Genomic DNA, 14,291 nt, shown 5'->3' on the forward strand with positions numbered 1-14,291 from the left:
AACGGCACAAGCCCGCAACGGCCACTCGAACGGTAACCCGACAAGTGCCATTTCTGCCGCCCGGATGCCGCGCCGGGCCCCTCCCGGTCACCGGGCCGAGTGGCCTGGGGGCCGTCTGGCCCCGCCCGCGCACCCGCCCCGACGTCGTATTTCACACCCCGCTGGAGATCATCGCCTTTCCGCGCCTCAGAACCGCTGGAGGCACCAGACTCCCAGGGCCAGCGAGCCCGCGCCGGCGAGCAGCGCCAGCGGTACGGCCACCGCGGGGCGCACGCCCTCGGCGACCGGCGCCCGACGGCCGGCCCGCGCCCCCGTCCACACCAGCAGAGCCGCCCCGAACAGCAGGAACACGCCCGCCGCGAAGACCGCCGGACCGCGTTCCATGCCGTTCCCCCTCCACCCGGGCCGCCCGGGGGATCCCCCCGAATCCCCCGCTGCCCGGGAGCCTGCCACCCGTGGGGATACGGCGGGCGAACCCCGGGTTACATCACGGGTTCGCCCGGCGCCGCGAACCCGGGCCGGCTACCGGAGCAGGCACCGGCGGGCCGCGGAACGGCTACCGGGCCGGCTACCTGTGCGGCTCCTGCACGGGCTCCAGGAACCCCTGCTCGACCAGCATCCGGATCGCCTCCGGGGTGCGGTCCCGCAGCAGGACCGGGTCCTCCTCGACCAGCTGGGCGATCGCGTCGAGGATCCGGCCGGCGCTGAGCGAGCCGTCGCACACCCCGGCGAAACCAGCCCCGACCGTGTCCACCTTGGTGGCCCGGCGCATCCCGCGGTTCTGCCGGAGCACCACGTGCTCGGGGTCCTCCGCGCCGGGCGCGCCGACCTGCTCCTGGACGACCTCCTCGGTCAGCCGGAAGTACCCGGCCAGCAGCGCGGCGTCGTCGTGTTCGCGCAGGTAGTCCTGGCGGGCGAAGTGCGCCAGGACGGTCTCGCCGAGCGGCTGCTCCACCGTGTGCGGCCACTCCTCGACCACGATCGAGGGCTCGGCCGCGTCGGTGCGGCGCAGCGTGATCCAGCCGAAGCCGACGGCCTTGGTCTTGCGGGACTCGAACTCGTCCAGCCAGTCCTCGTAACGAGCCGCGTACTCGGCCGGGTCGCTGCGGTGGTCGCCGGCGTCGCGCAGCCACAGCTCGGCGTACTGCGTCACGTCCTGTACGTCACGCTGCACGATCCACGCGTCACAGCCGCGCGGCACCCAGGAGCGGACGCGGTCGTGCCAGTCCTCGCCCTCGACGTGCTGCCAGTTGCCGAGGAACTGGGCGAAGCCACCGGGGTTGAGGTGGTCCCCCGCCTGCTGGACCAGGGTCCGGCACAGGTCGTCCCCGCCCATCCCGCCGTCGCGGTAGGTGAGCCGGGCGGCGGGGGAGATGACGAAGGGCGGGTTCGACACGATCAGGTCGTACGTGGCGTCGCCGACGGGCTCGAACAGGGAGCCGGTGAGCAGCTCGGCCTCCGGCGCCCCGGAGAGCGCCAGCGTCAGCCGGGTGAATTCCAGGGCGCGCGGGTTGACGTCGGTGGCGGTGACGCGGGTGGCGTGCTGGGCGGCGTGCAGGGCCTGGATCCCGGAGCCGGTGCCCAGGTCGAGGGCCGAGCCGACGGGGATGCGGACGGTGATCCCGGCCAGGGTGGTGGAGGCCCCGCCGACGCCGAGGACGACGCCCTCCTCGCGGCTGCCGATGCCGCCGGCCCCGCCGACGGCGCAGCCGAGGTCGGAGACGATGAACCAGTCCTCGCCGTCGGGACCGCCGTACGGGCGCACGTCGACGGTGGCGTGCACCTCGTCGCCCTCCCGCCGCAGCCACCCGTCGGCGAGCGCCGCCTCGACGGGCAGCGCCTGGGCGGCGTGCACGTGGGGCACGGGGCACTGCAGGAGGAACAGCCGCACCAGGGTGGCGAGGGGGCCGTCGCCGTGGCTGCGCGTGGCGCGCAGGGCGGGGACCGTCTCGCTGCGGGCGAGCGCGGCGTAGGCGGGGGCGCCGAGCAGGTCGAGCAGCCCGTCGGCGGTGAAACCGGCGGCGAGGAAGGCTTCTCGGAGCTCGGCGGCGCGGGCGGGCTGGGGGAGGCTGGTGGTACTCACCCGTCCATTGTGGCCGCTGGGGCCGGTGATCCGCGCGATCCCCGGGGCACGGCGGCCGGGTCCGCCGTGGACCTCGGCCGGCCGGACCGCGTACGCCCGCCCGCGCCCCGTGCGGCGGCGGCTACGTGAGCACCTGCTTGAGCACCCTCTTGGGCGAATACTCGGGTACCTACTTGGGCGCCGAGACCTGGCAGCCCTTCTGGGTGTAGATCACCTTGAGACCGGTCGAGTTGAGCTTCTCCTTGCTCGCGGTCTCGTTGGCCGCGACCTCCGTGAGACCGCCGGCGACCTGCTGGAGACCGTCCGCGAACTTGCTCTGGTCCTTGGGGTCGAGGGCGTCGATCTTCGTCTTGAGGTCGGTGTAGCCCTTGGAGATCTCGCCGTAGCTCTTGACCACCGAGTCCTGTGCGGCCTTGCCGTCCTTGACCGGGGCCTCACCGGCCGCCGTCAGGGAGGCGGCCATGCTCTTGTAGGAGTCGGAAAGGGTCTGGAACGCGGACGAGTCGGTCTTCTGGACCTCCTCCGGCTTGCTGCTCTGCGAGGCGACCCGCTTCAGCTCGTCGTTGGTGTCCTTGATCTTGGTGAGCTGGGGCTCCCACTTGTCGCAGACCTTCTTGGCCCAGGCGTCAGCCTTCTTGTCCCCGCCGTCGTCACCGCCGCAGCCGGACAGCGCGAGCATCAGTACCGCACCGCAGGACACCGCGGCCGCAAGCTTCTTGTTCACCGGATTGGTCCCTTCGAAGGCTCTCGGCCGGAAGATACACGCCCGCCATCCGAGTACACACAAAGGCGGACGGACGGCGCGTCAGTACGCGCCGCCCGTCCGCCGTTCGGGCGCATCCGCGACCGGTCGGCCCACCGGTCGCGGGCCGTTCCCGGCCGCCCGGGCCGCCTCAGGGGCTCCGCGGGGTCAGGAGACCGTCGCCGGGTCCGCCGGCTGGGCCACGCGCTCCGCGGCGGCCCCCTCCCCCTCGTCGTCGCCGACGGCGATGCCGCGGCGCTTGGAGGCGTACACCGCGCCGATGATGACCAGCAGCGCGAGCGCCGCGACCACGGCCCGGACGGTCACGCTCGCGTCCGCGCCGTAGCTGAACTGCACGACGGCCGGGGCGATCAGCAGGGCCACCAGGTTCATGACCTTCAGCAGCGGGTTGATGGCCGGACCGGCGGTGTCCTTGAAGGGGTCGCCGACCGTGTCGCCGATGACGACCGCGGCGTGGGCCTCGCTGCCCTTGCCGCCGTGGTGGCCGTCCTCGACGAGCTTCTTCGCGTTGTCCCACGCGCCACCCGAGTTGGCGAGGAAGACCGCCATCAGGGTGCCGCAGCCGATGGCGCCCGCGAGGAAGGAGCCGAGCGCACCGACGCCGAGGGTGAAGCCGACCGCGATCGGGGTGAGCACGGCGAGCAGACCCGGCGTGGCCAGTTCGCGCAGGGCGTCCTTGGTGCAGATGTCCACGACGCGCCCGTACTCGGGCTTCTCGGAGTAGTCCATGATCCCGGGGTGCTCGCGGAACTGGCGGCGCACCTCGTAGACGACGGCGCCCGCGGAGCGGGACACGGCGTTGATGGCCAGGCCCGAGAACAGGAACACGACGGCCGCGCCGAGGATCAGGCCGACCAGGTTGTTGGGCTGGGCGATGGAGAGGCTGAGGTTCATCTCCCCGGCCTTGGCGCCGACCGACTTGACCGCGTTGGTGATGGCGTCGTTGTACGAGCCGAAGAGCGCGGCCGCGGCCAGGACGGCGGTGGCGATGGCGATGCCCTTGGTGATGGCCTTGGTGGTGTTGCCGACGGCGTCGAGGTCGGTGAGGACCTGGGCGCCGGCGCCCTCGACGTCGCCGGACATCTCCGCGATGCCCTGGGCGTTGTCGGAAACCGGGCCGAAGGTGTCCATGGCGACGATGACGCCGACCGTGGTGAGCAGGCCGGTGCCGGCCAGTGCCACCGCGAAGAGCGCGAGCATGATCGACGTGCCGCCGAGCAGGAAGGCCCCGTAGACGCCGAGGCCGATGAGCAGCGCCGTGTAGACGGCGGACTCCAGGCCGACGGAGATGCCGGCGAGGACCACGGTGGCGGGGCCGGTCAGCGAGGTCTTGCCGATGTCCCGGACGGGGCGGCGGTTGGTCTCGGTGAAGTAGCCGGTCAGCTGCTGGATCAGGGCCGCGAGCACGATGCCGATGGCGACGGCGACGACGGCCAGGACGCGCGGGTCGCCGGAGTGGCCGAGGATCGCGGCGTCCTCGACCCCGGTGAGCTCCTTGTAGGTGGCCGGGAGGTAGGCGTAGACGGCGGCCCCGACGAGCACCAGGGAGATCACGGCGGAGATGAAGAAGCCGCGGTTGATCGCCGTCATCCCGCTGCGGTCGGCGCGGCGCGGGGCCACGGCGAAGATGCCGATCATGGCGGTGATGACGCCGATGGCGGGCACGATCAGCGGGAAGGCGAGGCCGAGGTCGCCGAAGGCGGCCTTGCCGAGGATGAGGGCGGCCACGAGGGTGACGGCGTAGGACTCGAAGAGGTCGGCCGCCATCCCCGCGCAGTCGCCGACGTTGTCGCCCACATTGTCGGCGATGGTCGCGGCATTGCGCGGATCGTCCTCCGGAATGCCCTGCTCGACCTTGCCGACCAGGTCGGCGCCCACGTCGGCGGCCTTGGTGAAGATGCCGCCGCCCACGCGCATGAACATCGCGATGAGCGCGGCGCCGAGGCCGAAGCCCTCCAGCACCTTGGGGGCGTCGGCGGCGTAGACGAGCACGACGCAGGAGGCGCCGAGCAGGCCGAGGCCGACGGTGAACATGCCGACCACGCCGCCCGTGCGGAAGGCGATCTTCATGGCCTTGTGGGCGACTTCGGTCAGGTCCTTGGCGGGCTCGCCCTCGGCGGGGGTGGCCTCGCGGGCGGCCGCTGCGACGCGGACGTTGGCGCGCACGGCGAGGCGCATGCCGATGTAGCCGGTGGTGGCCGAGAAGAGGGCGCCGACGAGGAAGAAGGCGGAGCGCCCGGAGCGCTGCGTCCAGTCGTCGGCGGGGAGCAGGAAGAGCAGGAAGAAGACCACGACGGCGAAGATGCCGAGGGTGCGCAACTGGCGGCCCAGGTAGGCGTTCGCGCCCTCCTGCACCGCCGCCGCGATTTTCTTCATGTTGGTAGTGCCCTCGTCGGCCGCGAGGACCTGGCGGACCAGGATCTGCGCGACCACGAGGGCGGCCAGTGCGATGCCCGCGATGACGAACACGATGAGCCGGTTGTCATCCGTGAGTACTGCGGCCGCCAGATCGCCGGTGTGATCCACGGCTTGGGGGGTGAAGAGCCCCGTCATTCGTCCTCCTTGACGTGATGAGCTCAAGATGTGGACGGATTGTAGGGAGCGCGCCCTGATCAAAACAGTGGGCGTGAAACGGAATTGGCGTGCTCTTGCTCCTCAGCAATAGATCGCGTCACTCCTTTACCCCCGAAAGAGGTAATGGGGCAAAGCCATTGACGGCCGATCAACGATCTAGAGGATTTCCTGGGGAATGAAAAAGGCCCTGCTCAGCAGGGCCTTGATAAAGATCGGAAGATAGGACGGGCACGGCCTTACGGAAGATCGGAAACCCTGGCGACGGGCCAGCGCATCCGGATCGTTCCGCCCGATTCACCACTGGTCACGGAGACGTCGTCGACGAGCCCGCTGATCACGGCGAGCCCCATCTCGTCCTCACCGTCGGCATCCGGATCCAGGGCCGCGTCCATACCGGGCACCGGCTCGGAGGAACCGCCGGCCGGCCCGGGCACCTCGTCGCCGACCTCGATGGAGAACAGCTTCTCCTCCTCGGTCAGCACCACCCGGACGGGCGCGGTCAGCCCGTTGCTGCGGTGCAGTCCGACGGCACGGGAACAGGCCTCGCCCACGGCGAGGCGGACCTCGTCGAGGACGGCTTCCTCCACCCCCGCCCGGCGCGCCACGGCGGCCGCGACCAGGCGGGCCGTGCGGACGTGTTCGGGCTGGGCGCTGAAACGCAGTTCAACGGTGGCCATGTGCGTCCCCCTCGGACTACAGGCGTGCCTTGACAGGGGCCCGGACCACCCATGGTCCGGGTACCCCCGCTCCTCGACGGCTCCTCGTACCCGGAGCCGTATGTCAGTCGGTGGCCTGGACGGCGTCTTCCACCGAGGTGTGGATCGGGAACACCTTCGTCAGACCGGTGATCCGGAAGATCTTCAGGATGCGCTCCTGGTTGCAGACCAGACGCAGCGAGCCCTCGTGCGCACGGACGCGCTTGAGGCCTCCCACGAGCACACCGAGGCCGGTGGAGTCGAGGAAGTCCACTCGCTCCATGTCGACAACCAGGTGGTAGCTGCCGTCGTTCACCAACTCCACCAACTGCTCGCGCAGCTTGGGCGCGGTATACACATCAATCTCGCCACCGACCTCTACGACCGTGCGGTCGCCGACAGTGCGAGTCGACAGGGACAGGTCCACGGATCCTCCAGCACCTTGCTATCGAGCGGCGCCCCCCAGGGGCCTCCCACCCGAAGGTAGGGGAGGGATCGGCTGCCGCGATGGCATTCAATCACTTACCGGCAGGCGCGCACGACGCCTTGAGACCATTGTCCCGCACGTCGGTGACACACTCGGTTCCAATGGCCAACACTCACCGCCCCGGTCCGGCCACGGCACCGGCGAACCCACGACCCACCCCCGGCACCATTCTGAACCGCCTGTCACGGGGGCCTTCCCGGGCTGCGCGCATCACCCATACGGAGCACTTGCCCCCTCGGGAGGGCCGTCATGCGGTCTGGCCGCACCTGGTCCGAACGGATGTAGTGGCCGCCATCCAGGCGGCGGGCATCGAACACCCGTGGGAACACCAGGCCGCGGCCGCCGAGCTCGCCCTGCACGGCGAGTCGGTGGTCATCGCCACCGGAACCGCCTCGGGCAAGTCCCTGGCCTATCTGGCCCCCGTGCTGACGGCCCTCGCCGACGGAGCCGAGGCGCCGAACGGGCGCGGTGCGACCGCCCTCTACCTGGCTCCGACCAAGGCTCTGGCCGCCGACCAGCGGCGCGCCGTCCGGGAACTCTCCGCACCCCTCGGGAACGCCGTGCGACCGGCCGTGTACGACGGGGACACGCCCGTCGAGGAACGCGAGTGGGTGCGCCAGTACGCCAACTACGTGCTGACCAACCCCGACATGCTGCACCGCGGCATACTGCCCTCCCATCCCCGCTGGTCCTCCTTCCTCAAGGCCCTGCGCTACGTCGTCATCGACGAGTGCCACACCTACCGCGGCGTGTTCGGCTCGCACGTCGCCCAGGTGCTCCGACGGCTGCGCCGGCTGTGCGCCCGCTACGGCTCCGAACCGGTGTTCCTGCTGGCCTCCGCCACGGCGAGCGACCCGGCGGCCGCCGCCTCCCGGCTGACCGGAGTCCCGGTCACCGGGATCACCGACGACGCCTCCCCGCGCGGCGAGGTGGTCTTCGCCCTGTGGGAGCCGCCTCTGACCGAGCTGAAGGGCGAGCGGGGCGCCCCGGTGCGCCGCACCGCGACGGCGGAGACCGCCGACCTGCTGACCGACCTGGTGGTCCAGGGGGTCCGGACGGTGGCCTTCGTCCGTTCCCGGCGCGGCGCCGAGCTGATCTCCGTGATCGCCAAGGAGCGGCTGGCCGAGGTGGACCGGTCCCTGCCCCGGCGGGTCGCCGCCTACCGGGGCGGCTACCTGCCCGAGGAGCGCCGCGCCCTGGAGCGGGCCCTGCACTCCGGGGAACTGCTGGGGCTGGCCGCCACCACGGCCCTGGAGCTCGGCGTGGACGTGTCCGGCCTGGACGCCGTGCTGATCGCCGGCTATCCGGGCACGCGGGCCTCGCTGTGGCAGCAGGCGGGGCGCGCCGGCCGCTCGGGGCAGGGCGCCCTGGCGGTGCTGATCGCCCGCGACGACCCGCTGGACACGTATCTGGTCCACCACCCCGAGGCCCTCTTCCGGCAGCCTGTGGAGGCCACCGTGCTGGACCCCGACAACCCCTACGTGCTGGCCCCGCACCTGTGCGCGGCCGCCGCCGAGCTGCCCCTGACCGAGGCCGACCTGGACCTCTTCGGCCCGGCCACGGCCGGGCTGCTGCCCCAGCTGGAGGCGGCGAAGCTGCTGCGGCGGCGGACCGCGGCCTGGCACTGGACCCGCCGGGAGCGCGCCTCGGACCTGACCGACATCCGCGGCGGCGGGGGCCGCCCGGTCCAGATCGTCGAGGCCGGGACCGGACGGCTGCTGGGCACGGTGGACGAGTCCGCCTCCCACACCGCGGTCCACGACGGCGCCGTCCACCTCCACCAGGGCCGCACGTACCTGGTGCGGCGGCTGGACCTGGAGGAGTCCGTCGCCCTGGTCGAGGAGGCGGACCCGCCCTTCTCCACCACGGCCCGCGACACCACCTCGATCTCCATCCTGGAGACCGAGACCGAGGTCCCCTGGGGCGCGGCCCGGCTCTGCTACGGCTCGGTCGAGGTCACCAACCAGGTGGTGTCCTACCTGCGCCGCAAGCTGATCACCGGCGAGGTGCTCGGCGAGGCCAAGCTGGACCTGCCGCCGCGCACCCTGCGCACCCGGGCCGTGTGGTGGACGGTCACCGAGGAGCAGCTCGACGAGGCCCGGATCAACCCGGAGATCCTCGGCGGCGCCCTGCACGCCGCCGAGCACGCCTCCATCGGCCTGCTCCCGCTGTTCGCCACCTGCGACCGCTGGGACATCGGCGGGGTCTCCGTCCCGCTGCACCCGGACACCCTGCTGCCCACGGTGTTCGTCTACGACGGCCACCCGGGCGGCGCCGGCTTCGCGGAGCGGGCCTTCCACACGGCCCGGGAATGGCTGACGGCCACCCGGGACGCCATCGCCGCCTGCGAGTGCGAGGCGGGCTGCCCCTCCTGCATCCAGTCCCCCAAGTGCGGCAACGGCAACGACCCCCTCCACAAACGCGGCGCCATCCGCCTCCTCGGCCGCCTCCTGGCCCCCTGACCCCCGGGGCAGGGGCGGGCCCGCGCGAGCGGCGGCCGCCGGGGCGAAGGGGCCGGCCCGGACCACGGCGGTGACCTCGGCCACCTCGCCCCCGACGCGGCACCGGGCCACCACCGCCCCCTGGGCCCCGGCCACCCTCCCGGCCGCCGCACAGGCGGCGAGCGGGCCGTGCGCCCAGGTGGCCGCCGCCGCGAGGGCCGCCAGATCGGCCGCGGCCCCCGCCCGGTGCCGGGCCACCACCGCCTGGCCCAGCAGCAGCACGCCCCCGAACACCGCCACCAGCGCGGTGGCCACCACGGTGGCCCACACCGTCGCGGAGCCCCGGTCCCGGCTCATGGCGGCGGCCCCACGCTGTCCTCGGCCAGGGCCACCGCCCGCGCCCCGATCCGTACCGGCAGCCCTGCCGGCCCCGGGGCGGGCGCCTCCACCCGCACCCGCCACAGGTCCCCGGACCGCTCCAGCTGCACCTCGGCCCCCGGCGGGGCGGCCTGTCTGGCCGCAGCCAGCGCCGCCCCGGCCGGTTCGGACCGGGCCGCCGCCCGGGCGCCCGCCCGGGCGGCGTCCACACACCGGATCTGCGCGGCCGCGGCCATCAGCGCCCACACCAGCAGGGCCGCCAGCAGCACCAGGGCCGGAATGACGAGTGCCGCCTCCGCCGTCACATAACCCCGGTCCAGGGCGACCGGCGGCTTTCGCTCAGAAGGGCGCATCGAGCGCCTTCCCGATGGTCGACTGAAGGGCCGTCGCGACCACGTCACTCGTCACCACCTTGTACAGAACCGCGGCGAACGCACAGGCCGCGATCGTGCCCATGGCGTATTCCGAAGTCGACATTCCGGCGTCGCTCCCGCGACCGCTCAGTGCCGCCCGCAGACGAAACCAGATGATCCTCATGACAACCTCCTGTGGGATTACCTTCTTGATGTGATTTCAGGTTTTGATTGCGAAACTCCCGGCGAGAGCGCCCCGGCCTCCGGAGGGCTCCGGGATTTCAGCCGGCCGACAGCAGACCGGAGGCCATTCCGATCACCACCGGCGCCACCCCGACCGCCAGGAAGGCGGGGAGGAAGCACAGCCCGACCGGCGCGGTGACGAGCACCGCGGCCCGCTGGGCCCGGGCGCCCGCCCGCCGGGAGCGGTCGGCCCGCAGGGCCGCCGCCAGCCGGGAGACCGGCTCCGCGGCGGGCGCCCCCGTCCGCGCCGCGCGCTCCAGGCATTCCGCCAGCCCCTGGGCCCCGGGTATGCCAGCCAACCTCCCCCACGCCGCTCCCGGTTCACCGCCCAGCCGCAGCTCCGCCCCCGCGAGCGCCAGCCGCTCGCCCACCGCACCGCCCAGCGACTCCCCCACCACCTCGGCCGCCTCCACCGGCCCCGCACCCGCCGCCAGACAGGCGGCCAGCAGATCCGCCGCGAACGGCAACTCCCGCTCCGCCTCCTGCGGGTCGACCCCGGCGGGAGGCCGCGGCCGGGCCGACCACCACCGCACCCCGGTGGCGGCGCCGCACCCGGCGAGCAGCCCCCACGCCCCGCCGACCAGCACCCAGCCGGCCAGCAGCGCCCCGGCCGGCGCCGCCCACGCCACCACCACCGCCCGCACCCGGCGGCCCCGCGGCGGCCCGCGCCGCACGGGCCGGGCGGCCCGGAAGACCGCCGCGAGCCTGCGCCGCACCGCCCGCCGCCCCAGCCGCGCCGACACCGCCGAGGCCAGGCACCACACCACCGCAGCCAGGCACAGGACCGTCCCCAGCCTGTGGACCACCGGTCCGCCCATCACCGCTCCCCCGTCCGTACGATCCGCCCGCACCACAGCAGCCCCAGCGCTTCCAGCACCCCGCCCGCCACCAGGCAGCCCCACCCCACCGGGGAGTGCAGCAGCACCTCCAGCGGATCCGCCCCGAGCGCGGTCCCCATCAGCAGCCCCACCAGCGGCAGCAGGGCGAGCACCACCGTCGTGGACCTGGCCCCCGCCAGCTGGGCCCGCAGGGACTCCTTGCGGTCCCGCTCGGCCCGCAGGGCGCCCTCCAGCCGGTCCAGGCCTGCCGCCAGGCCCGCGCCGCCGTCCACCGAGACCCGCCAGCAAGCCGCCATCGCGGCCAGCCCCTCCGCGCCCGGCTCCCCCGCCGCCTCATGGAGGGCGCAGGCCACGTCCCCGCCGAAGGCCGCGGCGGCCAGCACGGCCGCCTCCGCCGGGCCCGGACCGCCGGGACCGGCCGACGTACGCCGTATCGCCGCCGTCAGGGCCTGCCCGGGCTGGGCACCCGCCCTCAGCTCCCCGACCACGGCCCCGCACAGCTCCACCACCCCGGCGGCCCTGGCGTCCCGCGCCCGCTCCCGCTCCCGGGCCCGCAGCCACCTGCGCAGCAGCGGCACCGAGGCCGCCCCCAGCACCAGCGGGATCACCGAGCCGCCCAGCACGGCCACCAGCAGCCCGGCCGCGAGCACCACCCCCTCCCGCCACCAGGCGGCCCGCCCCCGCACGGCCGCCACCAGCCGCCACCCGGGCGAGGGCCCGCGCGGCACGGCCGGCCCTCCTCCCGCCAGCACCAGCCGGGTCCGGCGGGACACCCCGTCGCCCCCGGCCAGCCCCCAGGCCGCCGCCCCCGCGCACAGCACCCCGGCGAACACCGGCACCGACCCGAGCGCCCCGGCGTTCACCGCGCACCCCGCAGCAGCGGACCGAGCCGCTCCCAGCCCCGCTCCCGCAGGAACCCGCGGGCACCCCAGCGCAGCGCGGGTACGGTCACCACGAGCCCGTCCGGATCCCGCTCCAGCACATGGACCTCCGCCACCCGGCGCCGCCCCGCCCGGTCGCGGGCCAGATGGACCACGAGGGTCAGCGCGGCCGCCAGCTGGCTGTGCAGGGCGGCCCGGTCGAGTCCGGCGGCGGTACCGAGCGCCTCCAGCCGGGCGGGGACGTGCTCGGCGGCATTGGCGTGGACCGTGCCGCAGCCCCCCTCGTGCCCGGTGTTCAGCGCGGCCAGCAGATCGGCCACCTCGGCGCCGCGCACCTCGCCGACCACCAGCCGGTCGGGGCGCATCCGCAGGGCCTGGCGGACCAGGTCGGCGAGGGTGACCAGGCCCGCACCCTCCTGGTTCGCGGGCCGGGTCTCCAGCCGCACCACATGGGGATGGTCCGGCCGCAGTTCGGCGGAGTCCTCGGCCAGCACGATCCGTTCGGCCGGCCCGACCAGTCCGAGCAGGGCGCTGAGGAGGGTGGTCTTGCCCGTGCCCGTCCCGCCGGAGACGAGGAAGGACAGCCGGGCCTCGACCATCGCCCGCAGCAGCCGCTGCCCGCCCGGCGGGAGGGTCCCCGCGGCGACCAGCTCCTCCAGCGTGAACGCCTTGGGCCGCACCACCCGCAGGGACAGGCACGCCGACCCGACGGCCACCGGCGGGAGGACGGCATGCAGCCGGGTGCCGTCCGGCATCCGGGCGTCCACCCAGGGCCGGGCGTCGTCCAGCCGCCTCCCCGCGACGGCGGCCAGCCGCTGGGCCAGCCTGCGCACGGCCTCGGCGTCGGCGAAGGTCACCTCCGTCAGCTCCAGGCCGCCGCCCCGGTCCACCCACACCCGGTCGGGGGCGGCCACCAGCACATCGGTGACCCCGGGGTCGCCGAGCAGCCGCTCCAGCGGGCCCGCGCCGACCAGCTCGGACCGCAACTCGGCCGCCGCACCCAGCACTTCCGCGTCCCCGAGCAGCCGGCCCTGCGCCCGCAGGGCCGCCGCGACCCGGGCCGGCGTGGGCTCCGCACCGCTCTCGGCGAGGCGCCGGCGTACCGCGTCCAGCAGGACCGCGCTCATGCCGGCACCCCCTGCGCCGGGCCGAGGGCCCGCTGCCAGAAGCCGTCGCAGAAGCGGGCCAGCGCACCCCGCGCGCCGGGCGGTTCCCCCTCGGCCACCCGCCCCGGGAGCCCCACCTCCACCGGAACCTCCCCGGCCAGCGGCGCTCCCAGGAGCCCCGCGACCGCTTCGGCGTCGAGCCCCTGCCGGCAGCGGCCCCGTACGACCACGCGGACGTCCCGGGCCACCATCCGCACCCCGGCGGCGACGCGCCCCGCCGCGGCCACCGACCGCAGCTCGCCGGGGACCACCAGCAGGACGAGGTCCAGCTGGGCCAGTACCTCTGCCACGGCCTCGTCCACCCGCCGGGGCAGGTCGACCACGACCACCCCGCCGCGCCGCCGGGCGGCGGCCACCACCGACCGCATGGCGGCGGGCGGCACCACCACCCGGTCCCCGCGGTCCCAGCTCAGCACCCGCAGCGCGTGCAGTTCGGGAAGGGACTCCTCCAGCGCCCCGGCTCCGACCCGGCCCCGCGAGGCGGCGAAGTCCGGCCAGCGCAGCCCCTCGGCGCCCTCACCGCCGAGCAGGACGTCCATGCCGCCGCCGAGGGGGTCACCGTCGATGAGGATGGTGCGCTCCCCGGACCGGGCGGCCCGCAGCGCCAGGGCGCAGGCGAGGGTGGACGCCCCGGCCCCGCCGCTGCCGCCGATGACGCCGACCGTGAGGGCGGGCCGTCCGGCCCCTTCGACCACGTCGGCGAGACGGTCGACGAGCCGGTTCTCGGCGTCGGGCAGCCGCAGCACCTCCTCGGCGCCGATCTCCACGGCCCGCTGCCACACGAAGGGGTCGTCGAGGTCCCGGCCGACGAGGAACACCCCTTCCCGGCGCGGCGCCCCGCGCACCCGGCGGGCGGCGTCGTCCCCGACCAGGACCAGCGGGGCCGTCTCCCACCCGGCGCCTCCGCCCGGAGCCGCGGCGTCCACGTCACCGCCGCCGGGGTCCCCTGCGGCTCCGCTTTGCTCCGGCACCGCATGGTGCACATGCGGCTCGGCGCCCGCGGCGGCGCACAGCCGCAGCAGATCGTCGAGGAGCAGCGGGTCCTCGGTGATGATCAGCGGCCGCCCACCGCCGGGCCCGGACCCGCCGGCGCGGGCGCCCGGCCCGCTCCCGCCCGCCGCACCGGTCTCCAGCGCTTCACACGACTTCGATCCAGCCACGATCTCCGCCCCCTTCTCACTGCAAATCCACACGCCGCGGACTTCGCGGCTGGAATCACGGTGCAGGGGTCCGGAAAAAGAAGTGGATCTTGCCGGAAAACTGTGGACAAGAAGGGGCTTGTGAATATCTTCTCCACCCCCGCGAGTGAGTTCCGGAGCGCGCCGGAACAACTACGCAGAGTTACGCGTCGGAGGGGGTGAGGGGCCGCGCCGTGCGGGCCCGCCGAA

Annotated in this window: 13 protein-coding genes and 1 pseudogene; 1 reads left to right on the plus strand and 13 read right to left on the minus strand. The window is 74.3% G+C overall.

Features of this window, described 5'->3' with window-relative positions:
• Positions 1–186 precede the first annotated feature (186 nt).
• The 6 genes from B4U46_RS16240 to bldG form a co-directional block, all read right to left on the minus strand.
• The gene (locus tag B4U46_RS16240; protein WP_042820710.1) at positions 187–384 is read right to left on the minus strand and encodes a hypothetical protein; all 198 of its coding nucleotides are present in this window, start codon (positions 382–384) and stop codon (positions 187–189) included.
• Between the two features lie 184 nt (positions 385–568).
• Positions 569–2,083 (minus strand): N5-glutamine methyltransferase family protein, encoded by a 1,515-nt coding sequence (locus tag B4U46_RS16245; RefSeq protein WP_079428163.1) that lies wholly within the window; start codon positions 2,081–2,083, stop codon positions 569–571.
• A 169-nt stretch (positions 2,084–2,252) separates the two neighbouring features.
• Positions 2,253–2,807 carry a small secreted protein gene (locus tag B4U46_RS16250; protein ID WP_079428165.1) on the minus strand — a complete coding sequence of 185 codons (555 nt, stop codon included), beginning with the start codon at positions 2,805–2,807 and terminating at the stop codon, positions 2,253–2,255.
• 186 nt (positions 2,808–2,993) lie between these two features.
• Positions 2,994–5,399 (minus strand): sodium-translocating pyrophosphatase, encoded by a 2,406-nt coding sequence (locus B4U46_RS16255; RefSeq protein WP_079428168.1) that lies wholly within the window; start codon positions 5,397–5,399, stop codon positions 2,994–2,996.
• Positions 5,400–5,656: 257 nt separating this feature from the next.
• Complete coding sequence (locus tag B4U46_RS16260; protein ID WP_079428170.1) at positions 5,657–6,097, minus strand: ATP-binding protein; 441 nt, start codon at positions 6,095–6,097, stop codon at positions 5,657–5,659.
• Between the two features lie 103 nt (positions 6,098–6,200).
• Positions 6,201–6,542, minus strand: coding sequence for an anti-sigma factor antagonist BldG (gene bldG, locus B4U46_RS16265; RefSeq protein WP_007264942.1), 342 nt, complete (start codon positions 6,540–6,542; stop codon positions 6,201–6,203).
• A gap of 80 nt (positions 6,543–6,622) precedes the next feature.
• On the opposite strand from bldG, the gene B4U46_RS16270 reads away from it, so the two are divergent.
• A complete protein-coding gene (locus tag B4U46_RS16270; protein WP_079428173.1) occupies positions 6,623–9,064 on the plus strand; it encodes a DEAD/DEAH box helicase in 2,442 nt (813 codons plus the stop codon).
• Positions 9,065–9,139: 75 nt separating this feature from the next.
• On the opposite strand, the pseudogene B4U46_RS16275 reads toward B4U46_RS16270, so the two are convergent.
• The 7 genes and pseudogenes from B4U46_RS16275 to ssd form a co-directional block, all read right to left on the minus strand.
• Positions 9,140–9,400: pseudogene (locus B4U46_RS16275) on the minus strand (Rv3654c family TadE-like protein); the annotation flags it as partial.
• Complete coding sequence (locus tag B4U46_RS16280) at positions 9,397–9,774, minus strand: TadE family type IV pilus minor pilin (protein ID WP_079428175.1); 378 nt, start codon at positions 9,772–9,774, stop codon at positions 9,397–9,399. The gene B4U46_RS16280 and the pseudogene B4U46_RS16275, both read right to left, overlap by 4 nt.
• Entirely contained in the window at positions 9,761–9,958 is a 198-nt protein-coding gene (locus B4U46_RS16285; protein WP_079428178.1) for a DUF4244 domain-containing protein, read from the minus strand. Before B4U46_RS16285 ends, B4U46_RS16280 begins: the two co-directional genes overlap by 14 nt.
• 97 nt (positions 9,959–10,055) lie before the next feature.
• Complete coding sequence (locus B4U46_RS16290; RefSeq protein ID WP_079428180.1) at positions 10,056–10,835, minus strand: type II secretion system F family protein; 780 nt, start codon at positions 10,833–10,835, stop codon at positions 10,056–10,058.
• The gene (locus B4U46_RS16295) at positions 10,835–11,719 is read right to left on the minus strand and encodes a type II secretion system F family protein (protein WP_079428182.1); all 885 of its coding nucleotides are present in this window, start codon (positions 11,717–11,719) and stop codon (positions 10,835–10,837) included. The genes B4U46_RS16290 and B4U46_RS16295 overlap by 1 nt, the downstream gene beginning before the upstream one ends.
• Entirely contained in the window at positions 11,716–12,864 is a 1,149-nt protein-coding gene (locus B4U46_RS16300; RefSeq protein ID WP_079428184.1) for a TadA family conjugal transfer-associated ATPase, read from the minus strand. The genes B4U46_RS16295 and B4U46_RS16300 overlap by 4 nt, the downstream gene beginning before the upstream one ends.
• On the minus strand, positions 12,861–14,036 hold the full coding sequence (gene ssd, locus B4U46_RS16305) for a septum site-determining protein Ssd (protein WP_079431795.1): 1,176 nt from the start codon (positions 14,034–14,036) through the stop codon (positions 12,861–12,863). Before ssd ends, B4U46_RS16300 begins: the two co-directional genes overlap by 4 nt.
• Positions 14,037–14,291: the final 255 nt, after the last annotated feature.

The sequence above is a fragment of the Streptomyces katrae genome (assembly GCF_002028425.1).
GTDB classification, from domain to species: Bacteria; Actinomycetota; Actinomycetes; order Streptomycetales; family Streptomycetaceae; genus Streptomyces; species Streptomyces katrae_A.

What these genes read in the sequence shown, in the direction of transcription:
- B4U46_RS16270 (WP_079428173.1), top strand. Translation starts at nt 6,623, where the DNA reads ATGGCATTCAATCACTTACCGGCAGGCGCGCACGACGCCTTGAGACCA.
- B4U46_RS16260 (WP_079428170.1), bottom strand. Translation starts at nt 6,097, where the DNA reads ATGGCCACCGTTGAACTGCGTTTCAGCGCCCAGCCCGAACACGTCCGC.
- B4U46_RS16280 (WP_079428175.1), bottom strand. Translation starts at nt 9,774, where the DNA reads ATGCGCCCTTCTGAGCGAAAGCCGCCGGTCGCCCTGGACCGGGGTTAT.
- B4U46_RS16290 (WP_079428180.1), bottom strand. Translation starts at nt 10,835, where the DNA reads ATGGGCGGACCGGTGGTCCACAGGCTGGGGACGGTCCTGTGCCTGGCT.
- B4U46_RS16285 (WP_079428178.1), bottom strand. Translation starts at nt 9,958, where the DNA reads ATGAGGATCATCTGGTTTCGTCTGCGGGCGGCACTGAGCGGTCGCGGG.
- B4U46_RS16300 (WP_079428184.1), bottom strand. Translation starts at nt 12,864, where the DNA reads ATGAGCGCGGTCCTGCTGGACGCGGTACGCCGGCGCCTCGCCGAGAGC.
- B4U46_RS16240 (WP_042820710.1), bottom strand. Translation starts at nt 384, where the DNA reads ATGGAACGCGGTCCGGCGGTCTTCGCGGCGGGCGTGTTCCTGCTGTTC.
- B4U46_RS16255 (WP_079428168.1), bottom strand. Translation starts at nt 5,399, where the DNA reads ATGACGGGGCTCTTCACCCCCCAAGCCGTGGATCACACCGGCGATCTG.